Genomic DNA, 18,134 nt, shown 5'->3' with positions numbered 1-18,134 from the left:
GCTGGCCTAGGGCGGGCCGAGGTCGGTGAGTCGATACCCTAAGCCTGGCTCGGTTTTGATCAGTTGTTGTTCGTCGCTGTCGTTGAGCTTTTTACGCAGTTGGCGGACTAAAATCCGCAGATAGTGGCTATCTTCCTGGTGAGTCTCGCCCCAAATATTGCGCAGCAGTTCGCTCTGTTTCAGTAATTGTCCCGGGTGGGACATGAGTTGGGCGAGCAGGGCAAATTCCTTTTTAGTGAGTGCCACTTCCTGTTGATTGAGCCAGCATTGATGGCTGCTCTTTTGTAGGGTGAGTGGGCCAAATTGCAACATATCGATGGGGCTTGAGGTTTCCACAAGATCACGGACTAATACCTTGATACGCACGATTAATTCTCTGATGCCAAAGGGCTTACTCAGATAATCGTTAGCACCCGCTTCGAGCAGGCGGATTTTTTCTTCCTCCTGATCACGGGCGGTGAGCACCAGTACTGGGGTTTTATCCTGCTGGCGCAGCGCATGGAGCAATTCGATACCATCGCCATCGGGCAGGCCGAGGTCGAGCACGATAAGGTGCGGCTGGTGGCTTTGGTATTGTTTAAGCGCCGTGGCGATGCTGGTGGCGCTTAAGTATTCAAAGCCTTCCGCTTCGAGTGAGATCCGCATAAAGGTATGGATTTGCGGCTCATCATCCACCACTAAGACCTTGTAAGCCATTTATGCTGCCTCCGTGATTATGGGTAAGGCGATGCGGATCAGGCTGCCTTGGGCAACAGTTTCGGCGCCGATGCTGCCCCTGTGGGCGGTAATAATGCCTTTGGCGACCGCAAGGCCTAATCCCGCACCGCCATCGGTCGAGGGACGTTGACGATAAAACAGCTCGAAAATGGCCTCGGCGTCGGCTGGCGCTATGCCTTGTCCTAGGTCTTGAATATCGATGCGCAGCATCTGTTGGTGGCGGTATAGGTTTACCGTAACAGGCAGTTCTGCGGGCGAGTAGCGCAGGGCATTGTCGAGCACATTAAAAATCGCCTGTTCAATCAAAGAGCTGCAAATCATTAATGGCGGAAGTTCTGGCTCACTGTGAATTTGGATCCTAGGTTGCGCGGTTTGAAAGCGGGCAATAGTACGCTGTAACACTTCGCGTAGATTGGCTTCGTCTAGGCTAAATTTGAGCGCGCCATGTTGTAACTTGGTCGCCTGAAGAAGGTTTTCGATATATTGGTGCAGGCGATGACTCTCTGCGGCGGCCGAGTCGATAAGCTCCTCGTTTTGCTCTGGGCTGAGTTTAGCTTGGTATTCCTTCAGCGTGGTTAAGGTGCCGATAATGGTCGCAAGTGGCGTGCGTAAATCGTGGGAGACCGAGAGTAAAATACTGTTTCTGAGCTGTGCCTGTTCGAGTGCCTGCTGCTGGCGGCGGTAATGTTCGGCTAACTTGCTGCTAGTGAGGGCGACCAGCAAAAACACGCTTAGATTGACTATGTCTTCGACGTTGAACATTTGCAACGAATAGCGCGGCGTGGTGAATAAAAAATTGAAACTGACGGCGCCAAACACGGCCACAAAATAGGCGTAGTTGGCGCTGCATTGCAGGGCCACGGCGACCACGGCTAATTGCAGGATAAGCAGTACGGCAATGGCCGAGCCTGAAAAGTGATCAATCAAATAGCTAGTGAGCAAAGCAATCACTAACAACATGGCGGTAAATAACGCGGGGTGTGTGCGCCAGTATTGGTTGATGGAGGCTGTGTTTGCAAAAGTCATAACGGCTAAGGCATTGCTGAAGTTAAGGCTACTCTAGCAAAGGCCTGTGGGGATAGCGCGTAAAAAATCCGTAAAATTTTCTGGGGCTTGGCGTGTGGAACTTGTCTGGCATTTACATCAGGCAGGCGGTTCTGCTCACCGTTTTACACTAGAAAATGGCTGCAAATACCGCCATTACGCGAGGCAATCTAACTCGATTACCTCGCGCTAACGCATGAACGGCTTGGGTTACCAAGGAATGGGCGGCGGCATTAAACGTTTGCCGTTATAACCCGGCACAGTGGCAAAACGTGGGGACTTGGCCTCCCAATCGGCTTGGGCACTGGCAATATCTTCCTTGCTGTGGCCGACAAAATTCCACCAAATACTGACGGTGTCGGCGAGGGGCGCGCCGCCAATCAGCAGTAAACGTGCGCCAGAGTGAAGCTCGAGTGTCACGCTCTCGCGTAGCATGCCAAGGTAAGCGAGGTTATTGTTATCAAAGGCCTCGTCGTCGATATCGAATCGGCCTTCGAGTGGCATTAGGCCATATTCAAATCGCGGATCCAGCCTGAGCGTCAGTTGAGTGGCCTCTGCGGCGAAGATATCGATCGCGACGATCGGTGAAAAGTGCAGCGTGGGCGCTTGTTTATCCTTCCACGAGCCAATCAATAGAGTGAATTCGACGCCCGCCTCCTGCCAAGTGGGCAGCTGGGGATAATGGTCGAATCTAGGGGCTGTGTCTTTGTGTTCCAGCGGCAGCGCAATCCATAGCTGCACCGCATGCATAGTACGATGACCTTCGACGGACTCTTCGGTGTGGGCGATACCATGGCCCGCGGTCATCAGATTAACCTGCTTGGGGCGGATCACTTGGGCGCTACCTAGGCTGTCCCTGTGCATGATTTCCCCCTCCAGCATCCAAGTGAAGGTTTGAAGGCCGATATGGGGATGCTCGCCCACATTCATTAAAGGGCCGTCGGTGACTGGGCCAATATGATCCAGAAAACACCAGGGTCCTATGAGTCGACGCGGTTTTTGTGGAATCGCCCGCGCTACGGGTATCCCGCCCACATCACTGATTTTGGGAGCAATATGCTGGATTTGGATCCGCCCATCTTCGACAGGGCATTCCCTTGGGCCGCCGTAAAATTGCGACGTTTGCATTTGACTCATATCGACTCCTTATCTTCATTTAGACACGGATAGACTTAACATTTATGCTGGTGCAGCGAGGCGATGTTATCGCCCTCAAGGCCTGTTACTCGTTGCTCGACCTTAATGACTTTAACGTAATATTGGGAATAAGGGATGTTAACAGACCCTCTTTTTTGGCTGGTGGCGATTCCTGCGGTGTTGATCACTGGGATCTCTAAATCGGGTTTTGCCGGCGGCGTCGGTGGCTTGACCGTGCCCCTGTTAGCGCTGGCCATAAGCCCGGCAACTGCGGCAGCAATTATGTTGCCATTGCTGATTTATATGGATTTTTTAAGTGTTCGCTCCTGGTGGGGCCAACATAATCCACGCCAATTATGGATCCTTTTACCCGCGGCGATTGTGGGCATAGGCATAGCCTATTGGTTGTTCGACCGCTTAAACGAAGATTACTTACGGGCGATTTTAGGCTGTGTGTCCTTAGGTTTTGGCCTTTATGGCTTGATATTAGGGGATAAAACCCAAGCTAAGCCTTCGCCACTCGTGGGGCGACTCTGTGGCTTAACCGCAGGCTTTACCAGCTTTGTGGCCCATGCGGGCGGGCCACCACTCAATGCCTATTTGCTGCCGTTACGCTTGGCCAAGCCAGAGTTTTTAGCCACGGCAGTGGTATTTTTTGCGGTGGTGAATCTGGTTAAGTTGGTGCCCTATAGTCTGCTCGGGCAAATTAACCAAGGTAACATTCTGATTTCGCTATTACTTGCGCCTTTGGCTTGGTTAGGCGTAAAACTGGGGTTGGCGATCCAAGATAAGATCAGCGATAGGTTGTTTAAACGCATCATCTTGATTTTAATGGTGCTGGTGGGTATTCGTTTATTGTGGACGGCGTTATAGTTTTAAGCTTGGGATTAGCTTAGGCTGTTACCATCGGTTTTTTCACGATATTTTCGTTATCGCTTTGATAGCACCCGATATTACGCAAGAATTGCCTGCGATGAGTTTTACGCTAATGAAACGATTACTGATAGTTATCTTAGCCTTAGGTCTTGGCGCCTGTGCGAGCGCGCCAGAACCTAAGCCTGTGGTGAAGCAAGTTGAACCCGTCTCCGTTTGGAGCGATAGCAATATCGCCGATTTCCATTCCGAATGGCGCGGCGTACCCTATCGCCTAGGTGGCGGCACTAAGAAAGGCATCGATTGCTCGGCCTTTGTGTCGGTCGCTTATCAAAAGATGTTGGGCATGACTCTGCCGCGCACAGTGGAAGAACAGCAAGCCCTCGGCAAACCTGTGGCGCGGGACCAACTGCGTAAAGGCGACTTAGTGTTTTTCAAAACGGGTTGGAGCACGCACCATGTCGGCATTTATGTGGGCGGGAATAATTTTCTCCATGTCTCGACGAGCCAAGGGGTGAAAATTTCGAGCCTGCTAAACAGTTATTGGGCATCAAAGTATTGGAATGCAAGGCGAATTTAAGCCTTAATCACAGGTGGAGACTCTATGACCCCAGCGTCTGCTTCGTCCCAACATGAGCCTCTGCCCACCTCGGTTTTTCTGGCGATTTTCTCCGCCGTATTCTTGCCCATGTTCCTGGCGGCGGTCGATCAAACCCTACTCGCCACCGCAACCCCAGCGATAGTGGAAGATCTTGGCGGCCTCAGGCAAGCCTCGTGGATCACTATCGGTTATATGCTGGCGATGGCGGCCAGTGTGCCTATTTACGGCTGGCTAGGGGATAACTATGGCCGCGCTAAAATCCTGATGATCGCCTTAGTGGTGTTTGCGTTGGGTTCAATTGTTTCCGCCAGTGCTGGGACTATGGACCATATGATTGCTGGCCGGATACTCCAAGGCCTCGGCGGTGGCGGGCTGATGAGTCTGTCCCAATCCCTAGTGGGGGAATTGGTGCCGATACGGCAAAGGGCACGTTTTCAGGGCTATTTTGCCGCTATGTTTACCCTCGCCAGTGTTGGCGGCCCCGTGATAGGTGGCTTTGTGGTGCATGCCTATTCTTGGCACTGGTTATTTTGGGCGAATATTCCTTTGGTTATGCTGGCGGTTTGGCGACTTAATCGCTTGCATAAACAGAGTGTTAAACCCGTGCGGCAAGGGCGATTTGACTTACTCGGCGTGCTGTTATTTCCCACGATCATCACGGCGCTGCTGTATTGGTTGTCCGTGGCGGGGCAAGACTTTGCTTGGCTATCGACCACAAGTTTAGGCTTTATGGGATTTATCTGTGTGGGCGCCCTTGTTCTGTTGTGGTGGGAGCGTCGGCGTGAGAGTCCTTTCTTACCGCTGGATTTACTCGCTAATAAAGCCATTTATATGCCGCTCTTTACGGCTGCGCTGTTTGCCGCCTGCCTGTTTGCGATGATCTTCTTTTTACCCATTTACCTGCAGGTCGGTCTGCACACCAATCCGGCCAAAACGGGCTTGCTGCTGATGCCAATGACCTTTGGCATTGTCACAGGTTCCACCATCGCTGGCAGGTTGTTGAGTCGGGATGTGGCACCTAAATGGTTGCCGACCTTCGGCATGGGCTTGGCCTTTATCGGTTTGCTCTTAATCGGTTTAGTGCCGCCGAATGCGAATTTGATCGGCGCTTTAGGTGTGCTGGTGGGCATTGGCTTAGGGACTGTGATGCCCAGCGTGCAGCTAGTGGTGCAGAGCGTGTCGGGCAAGGCGCGTTTAAGCCAAATCACCGCCATGGTGTCCTTGAGTCGTTCCATGGGCGCGGCAATTGGCACGGCTTTATTCAGTCTGTTGCTATATGGCTTGTTACCGCTCGAAGGGGCGCAGGTGGGGATTGCGGCAATAAAACAGTTACCCATAGAGGTTGTGCATCACGCTTTCCAATGGGGTTTTATCGCGGCGGCACTGGTGGCGCTCAGCTCGGCGATTGTGGGTTATTTGTCGCCTGCGACTGCGCTTAGGGATCATGAGTAGATTTGTTGGTGCACGACGGATTTAAGCTGTGTAGTATTTGCGGTAGGTTAGCTTCCGCTGTGACCCCATTCTTTGCCAGGAATTCTGCATGACAACTAAAAACTGGACCTTAAAGAGCATAGCTAACGAGCTAGGTGTCTCTAACGCCACTGTTTCTAATGCTTTTAATCGTCCCGATCAGCTATCGGAAAAACGTCGCAACGAGATTTTAGCCGCCTGCTCTAAACTGGGGTATTTTGGTCCAAACAAGGCGGCGCAGTCCCTACGTAGGGGCAAATTTGATACCGTCGCGCTGGTACTGTCCGATAGTGTTGAATATATGGTGTCCGATCCTGTCGCCAGTAAGTTTATGAAGGGGGTGGCTTCGGTATTGGAGCGGGAAAAACTCAACTTACTGCTTTTTTCTGGCAGCTCCGACAGTGTGAATGCGGTGGCCGATTTTGTGGATGGGTTTATTTGTTATGGTCGCCCGCGCAATGCCTTGCTCGCCGAGCAATTAAAACAGGTTAAGAAGAAAGTGGTTACAGTGGATTTTGATATCCACCGCAACGCCTCTGTCAGCATTGACAATAAGTTAGCCGCCTATGAGGTGGCAAAATTGGCGTTAAAATCTCCCACCGATCAAGTTGCAATATTGGGATTGAGGCTACTCGATACCCATTTAACCTGCCGAGTTTACGATTTGAATTTGCTCGAAATCGATATGTCGATTGCGCACCAGAGGTTGCAGGGATATTTACAGGCGATTGAGGAAACGGGTGTCATCCTTGGTAATGATCGGATTTGGAATATTCCGGAAAGTAATGCGGAGTATGCGCGGATTGCGGCCAAGGAGGCATTAAACTCAACCCCAAGACCCAATGTATTTTTATGTATGAGCGACTTAATTGCCCTCAGCGTGCTGGGTGAGGCGCAGGCCATGGGATTAGCGATTCCGGAGGATATTCGTGTCGTGGGATTTGATGGTATTGATGAGGCGACTCGCTCGAATCCACCACTGACCACGGTTTACCAATACTCGGAACAAAAAGGCCAAATGGCAGCGCAGATGTTTATCGACGATGCCGTGCATGCTCAGGTATTAGGGTATGAATTACGTTTAGGTAAAAGCTGTTAATACAATGATTTTTATATACAAAAGGCGCTAATTAAGCGCCTTTTGTTTTTGTTCGGCATTTAGGCCTGTGCTTGAGTGAGCAGGTCTGCTAATGCGATTTGGGTTTCGATGCCTTGCTCATCAAGTAGGGTGATCAATCCTTGTTTATGGACAAAGTCGAGACTAAGACTGGCCGATGCATTTTGTGCAGACCATGTGAGTGTCAGTGTTTTGCCACTTGCTGCCATCGAAAAGCGGCCATTGAATGCTGCGCTATTATTACGCAGTTTAATCAATTGGATGAGGGCTTTAACCACAGGTTTTTGCAGGGCTTGCTGCACTTTTTCCCGGTTTAAATAGGGGCGATTAATGTCTCGGCCGACATGGGTTTGATTCAGCAACGTCATGTCGTTTGGTATGGCAAGCAGGCCAGTGTAGTACACCTGCGGAATACCTGGTGCGAAAAACTGAATTGCTCGCGCCATCAAGTAATCTAGGTCATTTTGCCCTAGGGCATCGTAATAAGTGCAGTTGATTTGATACAAATCGACATTGCTGGCGGCCGCCCCTGTGGCTTGTAGACTCTCGCCCTTACTGTTGTCGTGTATGGTTTCGACCAGATTATCGATTTGTTTTTCGTTCAATAATCCGCGTAAGCCATCCATTGGGCCGACATCGATAATACCAATGCCATCGTGGGTATCGAGTACTGTGATGCAGTTGCGAGGGGCCATGTCTAGCCAGTGACTCAGGGCGCTACAATCTTGGCTAAACAGCGTGTGCAGGATGAGCGGTGGCAGGGCGAAGTCGTAAACCATGTCCACTCGTTTGGCGATATCGATTTGCGTCATATGATGGGAGTGGATTTCGGCTAGGGTTGTCATACCTAACTCATTGGCTTGCTTCGCTAATTTATCCACAAACTCGAAGGATTCCTCAATCATAAAGCAGCTAGTACCAGGCTTTTTGATTGCATACCCTGCGGCATCTAAGCGGATTAAATTGACTTTGCTGTGGTTAAATCGCGCCAATACGCGGTTTAAATAATCCTTACCTGCAGCTGAGTTAACATCGATATCGATCTGGTTACGGGTAAAGGTGGTCCAAAATTCTTCCGTTGAACCATCCGCTAAGGTGTAAGTGCTAAAGCAGCTCCCTGGGCGGGGGCGATAGATAGCTTTTTGATCCTGTTCACTTAATCCCTCAGGGAATACCTTGTCCTTGGTCAGGAATAAATCCCAGTAAACCGATTGTTTGCCATGTTTGAGTACATCTTTAAACTCGGGGGATTCTGCGGACATGTGGTTAACGATCAAGTCGGCCATGATGTCGAACGCTTCGCCTATGCTTTTGACATCGTCCCAATCACCTAAGCGTGAGTCCACTTGTACATGGTCTATGGGATCAAACCCCGCATCGCTGCCATCGATGGGATAGTAAAAGGGCAGTAGGTGAACGCCCCCAAATAAACCATCTAACTCATTATCGAGTAAGGCTTTGAGTTGTTTGAGTCCGGCACCGGTTATCCGATCGACATAGGTGATCAATTGCACTTGATTTTTCATACTTTGCCCACGCTTGAGTAGCCTTCCCAGAGTAAAGTTTGCTGGCGGTTATTTATAAATTGCACAAACAAACTTAATCGATTAAGTTGTATATTTAACCAATGTGAAACATTATTCAAGTGGTTTGTTAGATTTTTGAGTTAGTCTTGGTTTTGGGGGGATTAACTCACTGCTGTACATAAATAATGCCTAAAGCTGTTTGGGGCTTAGCTAGCTTCAAAGGGGATTTAGCGCGATAACGATAAGGTGAAACAGTATGGTAAGTGATTCAAATTCTGCAGAAAATCGCCATCACACTCGAATTAGAGTGCTGACGTATTTAATGTTTTTTATGTTCGCTATGACCTCAGATGCCGTGGGCGTGATCATTCCTCAGCTCATTTCTGAGTTTGGCCTCTCTTTATCACAGGCGAGCGCCTTTCATTATATGCCGATGATTTTTATTGCAATAAGTGGTCTATTCCTCGGTTTTTTGGCGGATAAAATAGGGCGTAAACTAACCATTTTATTAGGGCTGTTGTTGTTCGCCATTGCCTGTTTTTTATTTGCGCTTGGGGAGTCGTTTTATTATTTCCTGCTGCTTTTGGCCTTGGTGGGCTTGGCAATTGGGGTATTTAAAACCGGGGCCTTAGCCCTGATCGGTGATATTTCTCGGTCGACAAAACAGCATTCCAGCACCATGAATACGGTCGAAGGATTTTTTGGGGTCGGCGCCATGGTGGGGCCAGCCATCGTCAGCTATCTGCTTATCAGTGGTGTGTCATGGAAGTATTTGTATTTTGGGGCGGGTGTGTTTTGTCTGCTGCTCTGTTGGCTAGCGTTTAGGGCCGATTATCCGCAGGTTAAGCGATCTTCAACGGAAACAATTAATCTGACGAATACCTTCAGTATGATGAAAAATCCTTATGCATTAGGGTTTTCCCTTGCGATTGGTTTGTATGTGGCCACCGAAGTGGCGATTTATGTATGGATGCCTAGCTTGCTGCAAGAGTATCAGGGGGATTACACACTACTTGCGGCCTATGCCTTGACCATCTTTTTTACCCTGCGAGCGGGTGGACGGTTTTTGGGTGGGTGGATATTAAATCACTTTTCGTGGCAACAGGTTATGTTCTGGTTTAGCTTAGCGATCAGCCTTTGCTACCTCGGCTCTATGCTCTATGGCGTTGAGGCCGCTGTTATTCTCTTGCCCCTCTCAGGGCTGTTTATGTCAATGATGTATCCCACTTTAAACTCCAAGGGGATCAGTTGTTTCCCCGTGGCACAGCACGGCTCTGTGGCTGGAGTTATCCTGTTTTTTACCGCGGTTTCTGCGGCGTTGGCTCCCCTGTGCATGGGGTTAGTTGGGGATATTTTCGGCCATGTGAAGTATGGCTTTTACCTCGCAACCGGGTTTGCCGTTTTGTTGTGCCTGTTAGCGGGGGTTAATCTGATTAAAGATCCTTCTCAAGCTCTGTTAAGCCGTGAAACCGCTTGAATTGAAATGTGACAGAAAAATTTTTTCTGTCACATTTTTTCGATTAATCAATTAATTGCTAGCTGTTCCCACTTTAAGTTTGTTGGCTTGTACAAAAAACGCACTTGCTTTTTGTTATTTAGTTGCTAACTTGTTAACTTAATCGATTAAGATGTTTTTGGGAACCAAACAAGACTCACTAATCGATTAACAACAATTCAGTAGAAGTTGCCGTGGGGAGATATAGGCAGCTTCTCAAAATATGGGTGGGGACATAAAAATGATAAATCGCACATCACAACAATTCTTGTTAAGTACCATCGCCGTCTTGGTGAGTTCTCAGCTTTGGGCTGCCGATGCACCCGCGCAGGAAGAAACCAAGAAAGATGCGTTAGGCCTCGAGCGTATTACCGTTACGGGCGTTGCTCGTGGTACCCGCGTCATGGACTCGAGCGTGTCTGTTAGCAGCGTATCACTCGCCGAGTTGGAGGTTAGTACTCCCCGTTCATCTGCCGAAGCATTCCGGATCATTCCGGGGATGAAGGTGGAATCAACGGGTGGTGAAGGTAACGCTAACATTGCTGTCCGTGGCTTACCTGTGGCATCGGGCGGTGCTAAGTTTCTTCAAATCCAAGAAGATGGATTACCTATTCTGCAGTTTGGCGATATTGCCTTTGGTAATGCGGATATCTTCTTACGCTTAGATTCTACAGTGCAAACTATTGAATCGATTCGCGGTGGTTCGGCGTCTACTGCGGCCAGTAATGCTCCCGGCGGTATTATTAACGTGATCAGTAAAACTGGTAGCTCGGATGCTGGCAGTGTGTCTACCACCTTTGGCTTGGACTACGATACCTTCCGCACCGACTTTGAATATGGCACGAGTATCAATGACAGTCTGCGTTTCCATGTGGGGGGATTTGTGCGGACTGGCGAAGGTCCTCGCCAAGCTGGTTATGATGCCAACAAGGGCGGCCAGGTAAAAGCCAACATTACCAAAGAGTTCGATAGTGGCTATGTTCGTCTTTATTTTAAACACTTAGATGATAAGAGTATTGGCTACTTACCTATGCCAATGTATTCGGACGGTAGTTCTGTCCCAGGTTTTAATGCGAAATCCGATGCTATTCAATCAGCTTATTTCCTCTCAACCCTGAGTTTGGGCGCCGATGGTGAGCGTCGTCGCGGTGATATGCGCGATGGTATGAACCCTGAGGTTAACTCTGTGGGTTTAGAAGCGTCTTTTGATTTAGGCAATGATTGGCAGGTCGAAAACCGTTTCCGTTTCTCGGATGTGAGCGGTAATTTTATGGCGCCATTTCCTGCCGAAGTGGCTAATGGTGCCGACATTGCGGCCAGTATTGCCGGCACTGGCGCCAAGTTGATTTATGCCAATGGTCCCGATGCGGGCAATCCTATGGATGGACTCGCTATGCGTATCCATACCTTCGACGTCAAGATGAATGACTTTGGCTCAATCGTAAACGACTTAAAATTGACGAAAACCTTTGACGATACCAGCGTTACTCTGGGTTATTACAATGCCACCCAAAATATCAATATGACCTGGATGTGGAACTCCTATCTGATGGAAGTCAAAGGGGATAACGCCGCATTGCTCGATGTGGTGGCCGCCGATGGTACCGCCTATTCCGATGCTGGGCTCTACGGCTATGGTGTGCCTTATTGGGGCAACTGTTGCCAACGTAATTACGATACCGAATACAACATTAAGGCGCCTTATCTTGCGGTCGCGTCAAGCTTTGGGGATTTATCGCTGGATGCCAGTGTGCGTTACGACAGCGGCGATGCCAGTGGTTACTACGCCGGCAATGTGCAATCGCAAGTCGATATGAACTTGGATGGCGTAATCTCTATTCCTGAGCAAAGTGTCTCTTCTATCGATAATGCCAATCCGCAACCTGTGAATTATGACTGGAGCTACACCTCCTATTCACTCGGCGCAAACTATCAGTTTGACAGTGATTTAGCCGCATTTGGTCGCTTGAGTCATGGTGGCCGCGCCAATGCGGATCGCCTGTTATTTGGTAAGGTTCGTGCCGATGGTTCAGTGGCAAAAGAAGACGCAGTCGATAATGTGGATCAATATGAGTTAGGCGTTAAGTACCGTTACGATGATTTATCGGTGTTCGCGACCGCTTTCTATTCAGAGACCGAAGAGCAAAACTTCGAGGCGACCAGTCAGCGTTTCTTCGACCGTAAGTACAAAGCCAAAGGTATTGAAATTGAATCGGCCTATTTTATCGGTGACTTCGATTTTAGGGGCAATGTCACTTGGACCGATGCTGAAATTGCCAAGGATGCGTTAACGCCAGACGTTGTGGGGAATACCCCAAGAAGACAGGCCGACTTTATCTACTCGCTGATGGGCCGTTATAACTTTGACCAAGGCTCAGTGGGCATCAACCTGATTGGTACCACTGACTCCTATGCACAGGATAATAATGATCTCAAGTTTGATGGTTACAATCAGGTCAATGCCTTTGCAACCTACAACTTGACTCAGGCCTTAAGCGTCTCGTTAAACGTCAACAACCTGTTTGATGCTACGGGTATCACCGAAGCTGAAGAGGGTTCGATTCCTGATAACAATATTATCCGTGCTCGCACCATTAATGGCAGAACCACGAGTGCAACCTTGAGATACGAGTTCTAACTCCGGCGGGTTTGAGGTTTAAAACCGACAATTTAAAAGGCCCATCAAGCATGGGCTTTTTGCTTAACCATTAGAGACATAAAGGGATCCATATGACGGTATTACTCAGTTTCGGTGAGGTGTTAGTGGATTTATTACCCACGGAGGCTAGCGGCAAGTCCCATCAAGCCATTGCGGGCGGCGCGCCTGCAAACGTGGCTGTGGGTTATGCCAAACTGGGGGGCAAGAGTTACTTTGCCGGCGGCATCAGCACCGATGATTATGGGGCTATGTTAAAACAAGCCCTAGCGAATGAAGGGGTTGTAACGGATTACTTGACCCAAGTGCCGGAGGCGCCAACGGCGACTGTGGTGGTAAATTTGGATGAGCATGGCGAACGGACCTTTGAGTTTAACCGCCAAGGGACTGCCGATCTTTGCTATAGCCCGCGCCATTTTGATGCCATTCCATGGCAACAGATGGATATTTTTCATCTCTGCTCCAATACCTTTACCGAAGCGAGCATTTTTAACGCGAGTCTCTATGGCGCTCGTTGTGCGAATTCATTCAATAAGATAGTGAGTTTTGATGTTAATTTGCGCTTATCGCTCTGGCCCGATACCGCATTGCTTGCTGAGCGGGTTGAGCAGTGTTTTCGTTACACACAAGTGCTGAAAATGAGCCGTGAAGAGGCTGAGTATTTAGCATTAACGCGGAATAAGAGTTTCGAAGATTATTTGCAGTTTTGTTTGGCGCAAGGTGTTGAAGTTATTTTGATTACTGACGGCGCCAATCCAGTGCAATGCATCACAGTGAATGAACGATTTAGTGTGCCAGTCCCACAAATTAAAGCCGTTGATACCACGGCGGCGGGCGACAGCTTTATGGCGGGTTTTTTGTTTGCGCTAGGTTCTGAGTTGGCGTTTGATCTCGAGCATCTAACCTTAAAACATCGACTCGCATGTCAGACACAGTTGCGCAAGGCGATTGAGTTTGCGGTGCGTTGCGGCGCCGTAACCTGTGGGCAGAAGGGCGCTTTCCCTGCGTTGCCCACACTGTCACAGGTGAGTTAACTCTTCCTGCAAACCATCAAGCTGAGGTGAGTGATTGCTTGCCTTAGCTTTTTTTCGAGCCTATTGCGCGAACTTCATCACGTTTTACTTGCCCCATTAGTCTAGCATTTATGCTATTTTAGCTGCGGCTTATAGTCGAAGGAGCATAGGTTTCTCCTCTGCTTTCGGTCGATTGGTTTTATTTCAACATGATTGGGGATTTCCTATGAGCAAAGCAAAAATCGGGATTGTTACGGTAAGCGATCGTGCCAGTGCGGGGATTTATGAGGATATCTCGGGCAAGGCCATTATCGACACCCTCAATGATTACCTCACCAGCGAGTGGGAGCCGATTTATCAAGTGATCCCCGACGAGCAGGATGTGATTGAAGCGACCCTGATCAAGATGGCTGATGAGCAGGATTGCTGCTTGATTGTGACTACGGGTGGTACTGGCCCTGCAAAACGTGATGTCACCCCTGAGGCAACCGAGGCCGTATGCGATCGCATGATGCCGGGCTTTGGCGAGCTGATGCGCGCTGAGTCGTTAAAGTTTGTACCGACGGCGATTCTCTCGCGCCAAACTGCGGGCTTACGCGGTGATTCATTAATTGTGAACCTGCCTGGCAAGCCAAAATCTATTCGCGAATGTTTAGATGCCGTATTCCCCGCCATCCCTTACTGCATCGACCTGATGGAAGGGCCTTACCTCGAGTGTAACGAAGCCGTGATTAAGCCTTTTAGACCTAAGGCAAAATAACGCGCCGCACAGCAAGATGACATAAACCCAAGTCTAGCTTGGGTTTTTTATTGGCTTGTTCGGAGTTGGCGGCTTGCTGGTGATCAGCAGCGCCGACACGCCCGTCGCGATAAACAGCACTGGGATAGCCACAAAATGCGCGAAGGCATTGGGCGCAATGCTGAAGTTTAACCAGAGCAAGAGTGTCCAAATGAGGCTGAGTAAGCCAAAGGCCAGCAGGCGTTTAAACTGGCTGAGGGTGCGCTGTGTCATAGTGTCGTCCTGTGTGCTGGAGGTTTAAGCACAGTCTAAAAACTCCCGTATTGGGCTTGAAGTGTCGTTATTGACAATTTTAGGGTGAGTAGTGACATTTTGAGCCAGTGCGCTAGACTCAATGCATGATTAGGCAGGGGAGGGCATTGGAATGAAAAGGATCACTATTTTGGCGACGGACAATACGGTTGCCAGCGGGATTATTGGTTTTCTCGATGTGTTTAGTTTCTGCAATACCTATTGGCGGCGAGTCAATCCACAGGCCGAACAAGACCTGTTTGAGTGCCAAGTTGTGTCGAGTCATGGCGGTGATATCCTAACGAATCAAGGTATTAAAGTGCCTGCCGTTGGGCTTAATACCCCGAGTGATATTCTGCACTCCGATGCGGTGATCTTGGCCTCGGCCATGGTGACCAATAAAAGCGAGTTTCAAACCTATCTCAATGATTTTGAATCCTTATTCGAACCGTTAAGGTTGTTTGCCGACTCAGGTAAACCATTGGCGGCCTATTGCTCTGGCACCTTGATTTTAGCGGCCACCGGCCTGCTGGACGGACGCGAGGCGACGACTGTCTGGTGGCTGAATGAGATGTTTCAGCGACATTTTGCCAAGGTGAACCTGCGGATGGACAAGCTGGTGGTGTCCGACGGCCATCTGCATACTGCAGGGGCGACAACCTCGAATATGAGCCTCGCCCTGCATTTAGTGCACATTTTGGTGGGTGAGCAGTTAGCAAGCCAGATGGCAAAAATCCTGCTAATTGATCCTAATCGCCAATCCCAACAACCCTTTATGACCATGGATCTGATGACGTCGAGCCATAAGGACGAGGTGATTTGGAATGTGCAGCAATGGATGCAGCATCATTTAACCGAACCGCTGTTACTGGATGATATTGCAGATAAATTTGCTTTAGGTAAGCGCACTCTTATCCGCCGTTTTAAAAAGGCATTAAACGAGACTCCGGCCAGCTATGTGCAGCGCCTGCGGGTGGATGAGGCAAAACACCTATTGGAAACGACCAGTTTAGGCTTAGAGGAAGTGGTCACCCGTGTGGGTTATGAGGATGTCAGCTCGTTTCGCAAATTATTCATTCAGCTAACGAGCTTAACCCCGAGGGCCTACAGGCAGCGCTTTAATACTCAGCAATATGAGTTTGATAGCGACAATTGCTGCGAGGCCGAACTGCATTAACGGCTATTTCAGCGCGTCAATCTGTTGCGCAAGAGATGTCTTGGCAGTGTCGTTCTCTGCGTCTGTCACTATGCGCTCCAGCACTTGCACACGCTCGGTAAGCACTTGATTCTGTAAGCTCAACTGTGTGAGCTTATCCTCAAGCTGTCGCTCGTTGCCGCCACCCAGTTGGCGGATTTTCAGGTAATGCTTAAACATTTCTGTGGCACTCACACCCACCACAAAAGTCACCATGATCACCATCAGCACATATTCGTTTTCCATAACTGACCCCTTTAACCCAAGGGCGCACTGTGCCCTTGGGTCGATAGTGTTATAAGCCGAAGACCACTTTTTCACTCTTTAAGGATTTTTCCATACCGAACGCCAAGACGAGGGCGATGGCTAAGGTGCCGAGCGTCGATACCAGCAGTTGCAGCATGCTCATGTCCTTACCTTTGATAAAGTCCATCAGTGCCTGTTGCTGACCGGATACTGGCAACCATTGCAGTATGTCTGGCGCTATGTTGTAGCTGGCCGCCATCGATAGTGCTAAGGGCACAAACAACACCATGGTCAGGTAGGATTGGGCTTCCTTAAAGGTTTTGGCCATAAAGGACACAAACAATTGCAGACAGGCGGCCATCAGCGCGACGGGAATACCGACCAGCAGCATTAGCGCCATAAACTCATTGGTGATGCTGACGCTAAAGCCGAGTTCCTGCCAAGGCACGAAGGTATAGGCGACCTTAGACACCAGTAAAATCAACACTAAGCCGAGCAGGGCAAACAGGCCGACGGCGATGATTTTAGAGAGCACTAACTGGCGTGTGGTCAGCGGATGGCTGAGTAACAATGCCAAGGAGTTGCGCTCACGCTCACCGGCGCTGGTGTCGATGGCCAGATTCATCCCCGAGATAAACACTGAGTAGATCATTGTGAAAATGGCGATGCCTAAGATCATCCCGCCCTTAGAGTCGGTCGTGGCTTGGTCATGCACATTCACTTTCAGTGGCTGCACCACTCGAGGGTCGATGCCACGGGCGATTAAGCGTAGGCTGCCCATTTCGGCGCTGTAGGCCTGTAACTGTTTCTCTAAGCGACGAATCGAGTTTTGCAGTTTTTCCTCTGAGTTATCGGCCACGATAGTGATTTCTGCGCCTTTGCCTTGGTTCATCTGCTTGGCATAGTCGGGGCTGATAATCAGCTCGATGGCTTTCAGATCCTTAGCGCCAGCTTCACCTTGTGTAATGCCCTTGTTGGACAAAAATCTCACTAAGTCAGGTGCTTTGTCGGGGTTAGTGATGCTGATTTTGAGATCGTCTGGGCTGGTCAGCTGGCCGATAAGCACCATAAACAGGCCACACATGATCAGCGGCGTGCCGATGGCGTAGTAGAGTCCCGCCATCACAGAGCGTTTATCGCGGGCGGCGTCTATCAGTTCCTTGCGAACCATTGCGATGATTTTGTTCATGATTATTCCTTATCCCAAGTTTGTCTGTTCGCCATGAGGTCGAAGCAGGCGTTATCGCAATTTGTGTGAGCGTTAATGCTGTGAGTCATCATGCGGCAATCCCCTCATCGGTGCCGATGAGCTGAATAAAGGCATCTTCGAGTGAGGCCTTACCCGTTTGCGCGCAGAGCTGTTCAGGGCTGCCGATGGCGACCACTCGACCCTGCGCCATCACGATCACTTGGTCGCATAATGCTGCGACTTCCTGCATCACATGGCTGGAAAACAGCACACAATGCCCTTGATTCTTAAGGTCAATAAGAATGTCGCGCAGCAAACGAGTACTCATTACATCGAGTCCACGGGTCGGTTCGTCGAGGATAATATTGCTCGGACTGTGGACTATGGCCTGGGCGAGTGCGGTCTTCATTCTTTGCCCCTGGGAGAAGCCTTTACAGCGGCGGTCGCTGATATCTTCGAGGCGCAATTTGGCGATGACATTGTCGGTGGCCGCCTTGGCATCGCTCGCGGATAAACCGCTGAGTTCGGCAAAGTAACGGATATATTCCCGCGGTGTTAAGCGCTCATACAGACCAAACGGGTCGGGGAATAAGCCTAACTGCTGCTTAGCGCCAATCGGGTCGATGGCAACGTCGATACCTTCAATTTCAGCCGTGCCAGTGTCGGGTTTTAACAGCCCGAAAATCGTGCGTAAACAGGTGGTTTTACCCGCGCCATTGGGGCCGAGCAGGCCAGTGATCTGGCCGTTTTCGGCCACGAAGCTCAAATCGTTTAGGGCCTGCACTTCGCCGATGCGCTTAGAAAGATGGGATACTTTGATCATGA

The 18,134-nt window shown here is 49.7% G+C and carries 17 protein-coding genes; 9 read left to right on the top strand and 8 right to left on the bottom strand.

The features are described from left to right. Nucleotides 1-6 precede the first annotated feature (6 nt). The 3 genes from CBX96_RS10630 to CBX96_RS10620 form a co-directional block, all read right to left on the bottom strand. Nucleotides 7-696: a response regulator transcription factor gene (locus CBX96_RS10630; RefSeq protein WP_109286673.1), complete on the bottom strand. Its 690-nt coding sequence runs from the start codon at nt 694-696 to the stop codon at nt 7-9. Next, nucleotides 697-1,743 (bottom strand): DUF4118 domain-containing protein, encoded by a 1,047-nt coding sequence (locus CBX96_RS10625; RefSeq protein WP_109286672.1) that lies wholly within the window; start codon nt 1,741-1,743, stop codon nt 697-699. A 228-nt stretch (nt 1,744-1,971) separates the two neighbouring features. After that, nucleotides 1,972-2,898 carry a pirin family protein gene (locus tag CBX96_RS10620; RefSeq protein ID WP_109286671.1) on the bottom strand — a complete coding sequence of 309 codons (927 nt, stop codon included), beginning with the start codon at nt 2,896-2,898 and terminating at the stop codon, nt 1,972-1,974. A gap of 135 nt (nt 2,899-3,033) precedes the next feature. Here CBX96_RS10620 and CBX96_RS10615 point away from each other — a divergent pair, with 135 nt between their 5' ends. The 4 genes from CBX96_RS10615 to CBX96_RS10600 all read left to right on the top strand — a co-directional run bounded on the left by CBX96_RS10615 (nt 3,034) and on the right by CBX96_RS10600 (nt 6,941). Next, entirely contained in the window at nt 3,034-3,771 is a 738-nt protein-coding gene (locus CBX96_RS10615; protein WP_109286670.1) for a sulfite exporter TauE/SafE family protein, read from the top strand. Between the two features lie 115 nt (nt 3,772-3,886). Further along, nucleotides 3,887-4,351 carry an NlpC/P60 family protein gene (locus tag CBX96_RS10610; protein WP_109286669.1) on the top strand — a complete coding sequence of 155 codons (465 nt, stop codon included), beginning with the start codon at nt 3,887-3,889 and terminating at the stop codon, nt 4,349-4,351. A 24-nt stretch (nt 4,352-4,375) separates the two neighbouring features. Further along, nucleotides 4,376-5,824: an MFS transporter gene (locus tag CBX96_RS10605; protein ID WP_109286668.1), complete on the top strand. Its 1,449-nt coding sequence runs from the start codon at nt 4,376-4,378 to the stop codon at nt 5,822-5,824. Between the two features lie 88 nt (nt 5,825-5,912). Further along, nucleotides 5,913-6,941: a LacI family DNA-binding transcriptional regulator gene (locus tag CBX96_RS10600; protein ID WP_109286667.1), complete on the top strand. Its 1,029-nt coding sequence runs from the start codon at nt 5,913-5,915 to the stop codon at nt 6,939-6,941. A 59-nt stretch (nt 6,942-7,000) separates the two neighbouring features. On the opposite strand, the gene gtfA is transcribed toward CBX96_RS10600, so the two are convergent. Further along, the gene (gtfA, locus tag CBX96_RS10595) at nt 7,001-8,485 is read right to left on the bottom strand and encodes a sucrose phosphorylase (protein ID WP_109286666.1); all 1,485 of its coding nucleotides are present in this window, start codon (nt 8,483-8,485) and stop codon (nt 7,001-7,003) included. A 256-nt stretch (nt 8,486-8,741) separates the two neighbouring features. Between gtfA and CBX96_RS10590 the strand changes: the two genes are divergently transcribed. From CBX96_RS10590 to mog, 4 genes are all read left to right on the top strand, one after another. Beyond that, a complete protein-coding gene (locus tag CBX96_RS10590) occupies nt 8,742-9,962 on the top strand; it encodes a sugar MFS transporter (RefSeq protein WP_109286665.1) in 1,221 nt (406 codons plus the stop codon). 259 nt (nt 9,963-10,221) lie between these two features. Then, a complete protein-coding gene (locus CBX96_RS10585; protein ID WP_011620901.1) occupies nt 10,222-12,618 on the top strand; it encodes a TonB-dependent receptor domain-containing protein in 2,397 nt (798 codons plus the stop codon). A gap of 92 nt (nt 12,619-12,710) precedes the next feature. Continuing rightward, complete coding sequence (locus CBX96_RS10580; RefSeq protein WP_109286664.1) at nt 12,711-13,670, top strand: carbohydrate kinase; 960 nt, start codon at nt 12,711-12,713, stop codon at nt 13,668-13,670. A 205-nt stretch (nt 13,671-13,875) separates the two neighbouring features. Then, nucleotides 13,876-14,409, top strand: coding sequence for a molybdopterin adenylyltransferase (gene mog / locus CBX96_RS10575; protein WP_006083754.1), 534 nt, complete (start codon nt 13,876-13,878; stop codon nt 14,407-14,409). 33 nt (nt 14,410-14,442) lie between these two features. Here mog and CBX96_RS10570 read toward each other — a convergent pair whose 3' ends face one another. Beyond that, the gene (locus CBX96_RS10570; RefSeq protein WP_086902921.1) at nt 14,443-14,661 is read right to left on the bottom strand and encodes a hypothetical protein; all 219 of its coding nucleotides are present in this window, start codon (nt 14,659-14,661) and stop codon (nt 14,443-14,445) included. A 151-nt stretch (nt 14,662-14,812) separates the two neighbouring features. On the opposite strand from CBX96_RS10570, the gene CBX96_RS10565 reads away from it, so the two are divergent. Next, nucleotides 14,813-15,856, top strand: a complete 1,044-nt coding sequence (locus CBX96_RS10565; protein ID WP_109286663.1) for a GlxA family transcriptional regulator — start codon at nt 14,813-14,815, stop codon at nt 15,854-15,856. 3 nt (nt 15,857-15,859) lie between these two features. On the opposite strand, the gene CBX96_RS10560 is transcribed toward CBX96_RS10565, so the two are convergent. The 3 genes from CBX96_RS10560 to CBX96_RS10550 all read right to left on the bottom strand — a co-directional run bounded on the left by CBX96_RS10560 (nt 15,860) and on the right by CBX96_RS10550 (nt 18,132). Further along, nucleotides 15,860-16,120: a hypothetical protein gene (locus CBX96_RS10560; RefSeq protein WP_011624712.1), complete on the bottom strand. Its 261-nt coding sequence runs from the start codon at nt 16,118-16,120 to the stop codon at nt 15,860-15,862. Nucleotides 16,121-16,169: 49 nt separating this feature from the next. Next, the gene (locus CBX96_RS10555; RefSeq protein WP_109286662.1) at nt 16,170-17,309 is read right to left on the bottom strand and encodes an ABC transporter permease; all 1,140 of its coding nucleotides are present in this window, start codon (nt 17,307-17,309) and stop codon (nt 16,170-16,172) included. 88 nt (nt 17,310-17,397) lie between these two features. Beyond that, nucleotides 17,398-18,132, bottom strand: a complete 735-nt coding sequence (locus CBX96_RS10550) for an ATP-binding cassette domain-containing protein (RefSeq protein WP_023265913.1) — start codon at nt 18,130-18,132, stop codon at nt 17,398-17,400. Nucleotides 18,133-18,134: the final 2 nt, after the last annotated feature.

The organism is Shewanella sp. BC20, from assembly GCF_003129585.1.
Lineage (GTDB): Bacteria > Pseudomonadota > Gammaproteobacteria > Enterobacterales > Shewanellaceae > Shewanella > Shewanella seohaensis.
The sequence above is the reverse complement of the archived record's forward strand: the minus strand, read 5'-3'. Positions and strand labels throughout refer to the sequence as shown.

What these genes read in the sequence shown, in the direction of transcription:
- CBX96_RS10630 (WP_109286673.1), bottom strand. Translation starts at nt 696, where the DNA reads ATGGCTTACAAGGTCTTAGTGGTGGATGATGAGCCGCAAATCCATACC.
- CBX96_RS10625 (WP_109286672.1), bottom strand. Translation starts at nt 1,743, where the DNA reads ATGACTTTTGCAAACACAGCCTCCATCAACCAATACTGGCGCACACAC.
- CBX96_RS10620 (WP_109286671.1), bottom strand. Translation starts at nt 2,898, where the DNA reads ATGAGTCAAATGCAAACGTCGCAATTTTACGGCGGCCCAAGGGAATGC.
- CBX96_RS10615 (WP_109286670.1), top strand. Translation starts at nt 3,034, where the DNA reads ATGTTAACAGACCCTCTTTTTTGGCTGGTGGCGATTCCTGCGGTGTTG.
- CBX96_RS10610 (WP_109286669.1), top strand. Translation starts at nt 3,887, where the DNA reads ATGAAACGATTACTGATAGTTATCTTAGCCTTAGGTCTTGGCGCCTGT.
- CBX96_RS10605 (WP_109286668.1), top strand. Translation starts at nt 4,376, where the DNA reads ATGACCCCAGCGTCTGCTTCGTCCCAACATGAGCCTCTGCCCACCTCG.
- CBX96_RS10600 (WP_109286667.1), top strand. Translation starts at nt 5,913, where the DNA reads ATGACAACTAAAAACTGGACCTTAAAGAGCATAGCTAACGAGCTAGGT.
- gtfA (WP_109286666.1), bottom strand. Translation starts at nt 8,485, where the DNA reads ATGAAAAATCAAGTGCAATTGATCACCTATGTCGATCGGATAACCGGT.
- CBX96_RS10590 (WP_109286665.1), top strand. Translation starts at nt 8,742, where the DNA reads ATGGTAAGTGATTCAAATTCTGCAGAAAATCGCCATCACACTCGAATT.
- CBX96_RS10585 (WP_011620901.1), top strand. Translation starts at nt 10,222, where the DNA reads ATGATAAATCGCACATCACAACAATTCTTGTTAAGTACCATCGCCGTC.
- CBX96_RS10580 (WP_109286664.1), top strand. Translation starts at nt 12,711, where the DNA reads ATGACGGTATTACTCAGTTTCGGTGAGGTGTTAGTGGATTTATTACCC.
- mog (WP_006083754.1), top strand. Translation starts at nt 13,876, where the DNA reads ATGAGCAAAGCAAAAATCGGGATTGTTACGGTAAGCGATCGTGCCAGT.
- CBX96_RS10570 (WP_086902921.1), bottom strand. Translation starts at nt 14,661, where the DNA reads ATGACACAGCGCACCCTCAGCCAGTTTAAACGCCTGCTGGCCTTTGGC.
- CBX96_RS10565 (WP_109286663.1), top strand. Translation starts at nt 14,813, where the DNA reads ATGAAAAGGATCACTATTTTGGCGACGGACAATACGGTTGCCAGCGGG.
- CBX96_RS10560 (WP_011624712.1), bottom strand. Translation starts at nt 16,120, where the DNA reads ATGGAAAACGAATATGTGCTGATGGTGATCATGGTGACTTTTGTGGTG.
- CBX96_RS10555 (WP_109286662.1), bottom strand. Translation starts at nt 17,309, where the DNA reads ATGAACAAAATCATCGCAATGGTTCGCAAGGAACTGATAGACGCCGCC.
- CBX96_RS10550 (WP_023265913.1), bottom strand. Translation starts at nt 18,132, where the DNA reads ATGATCAAAGTATCCCATCTTTCTAAGCGCATCGGCGAAGTGCAGGCC.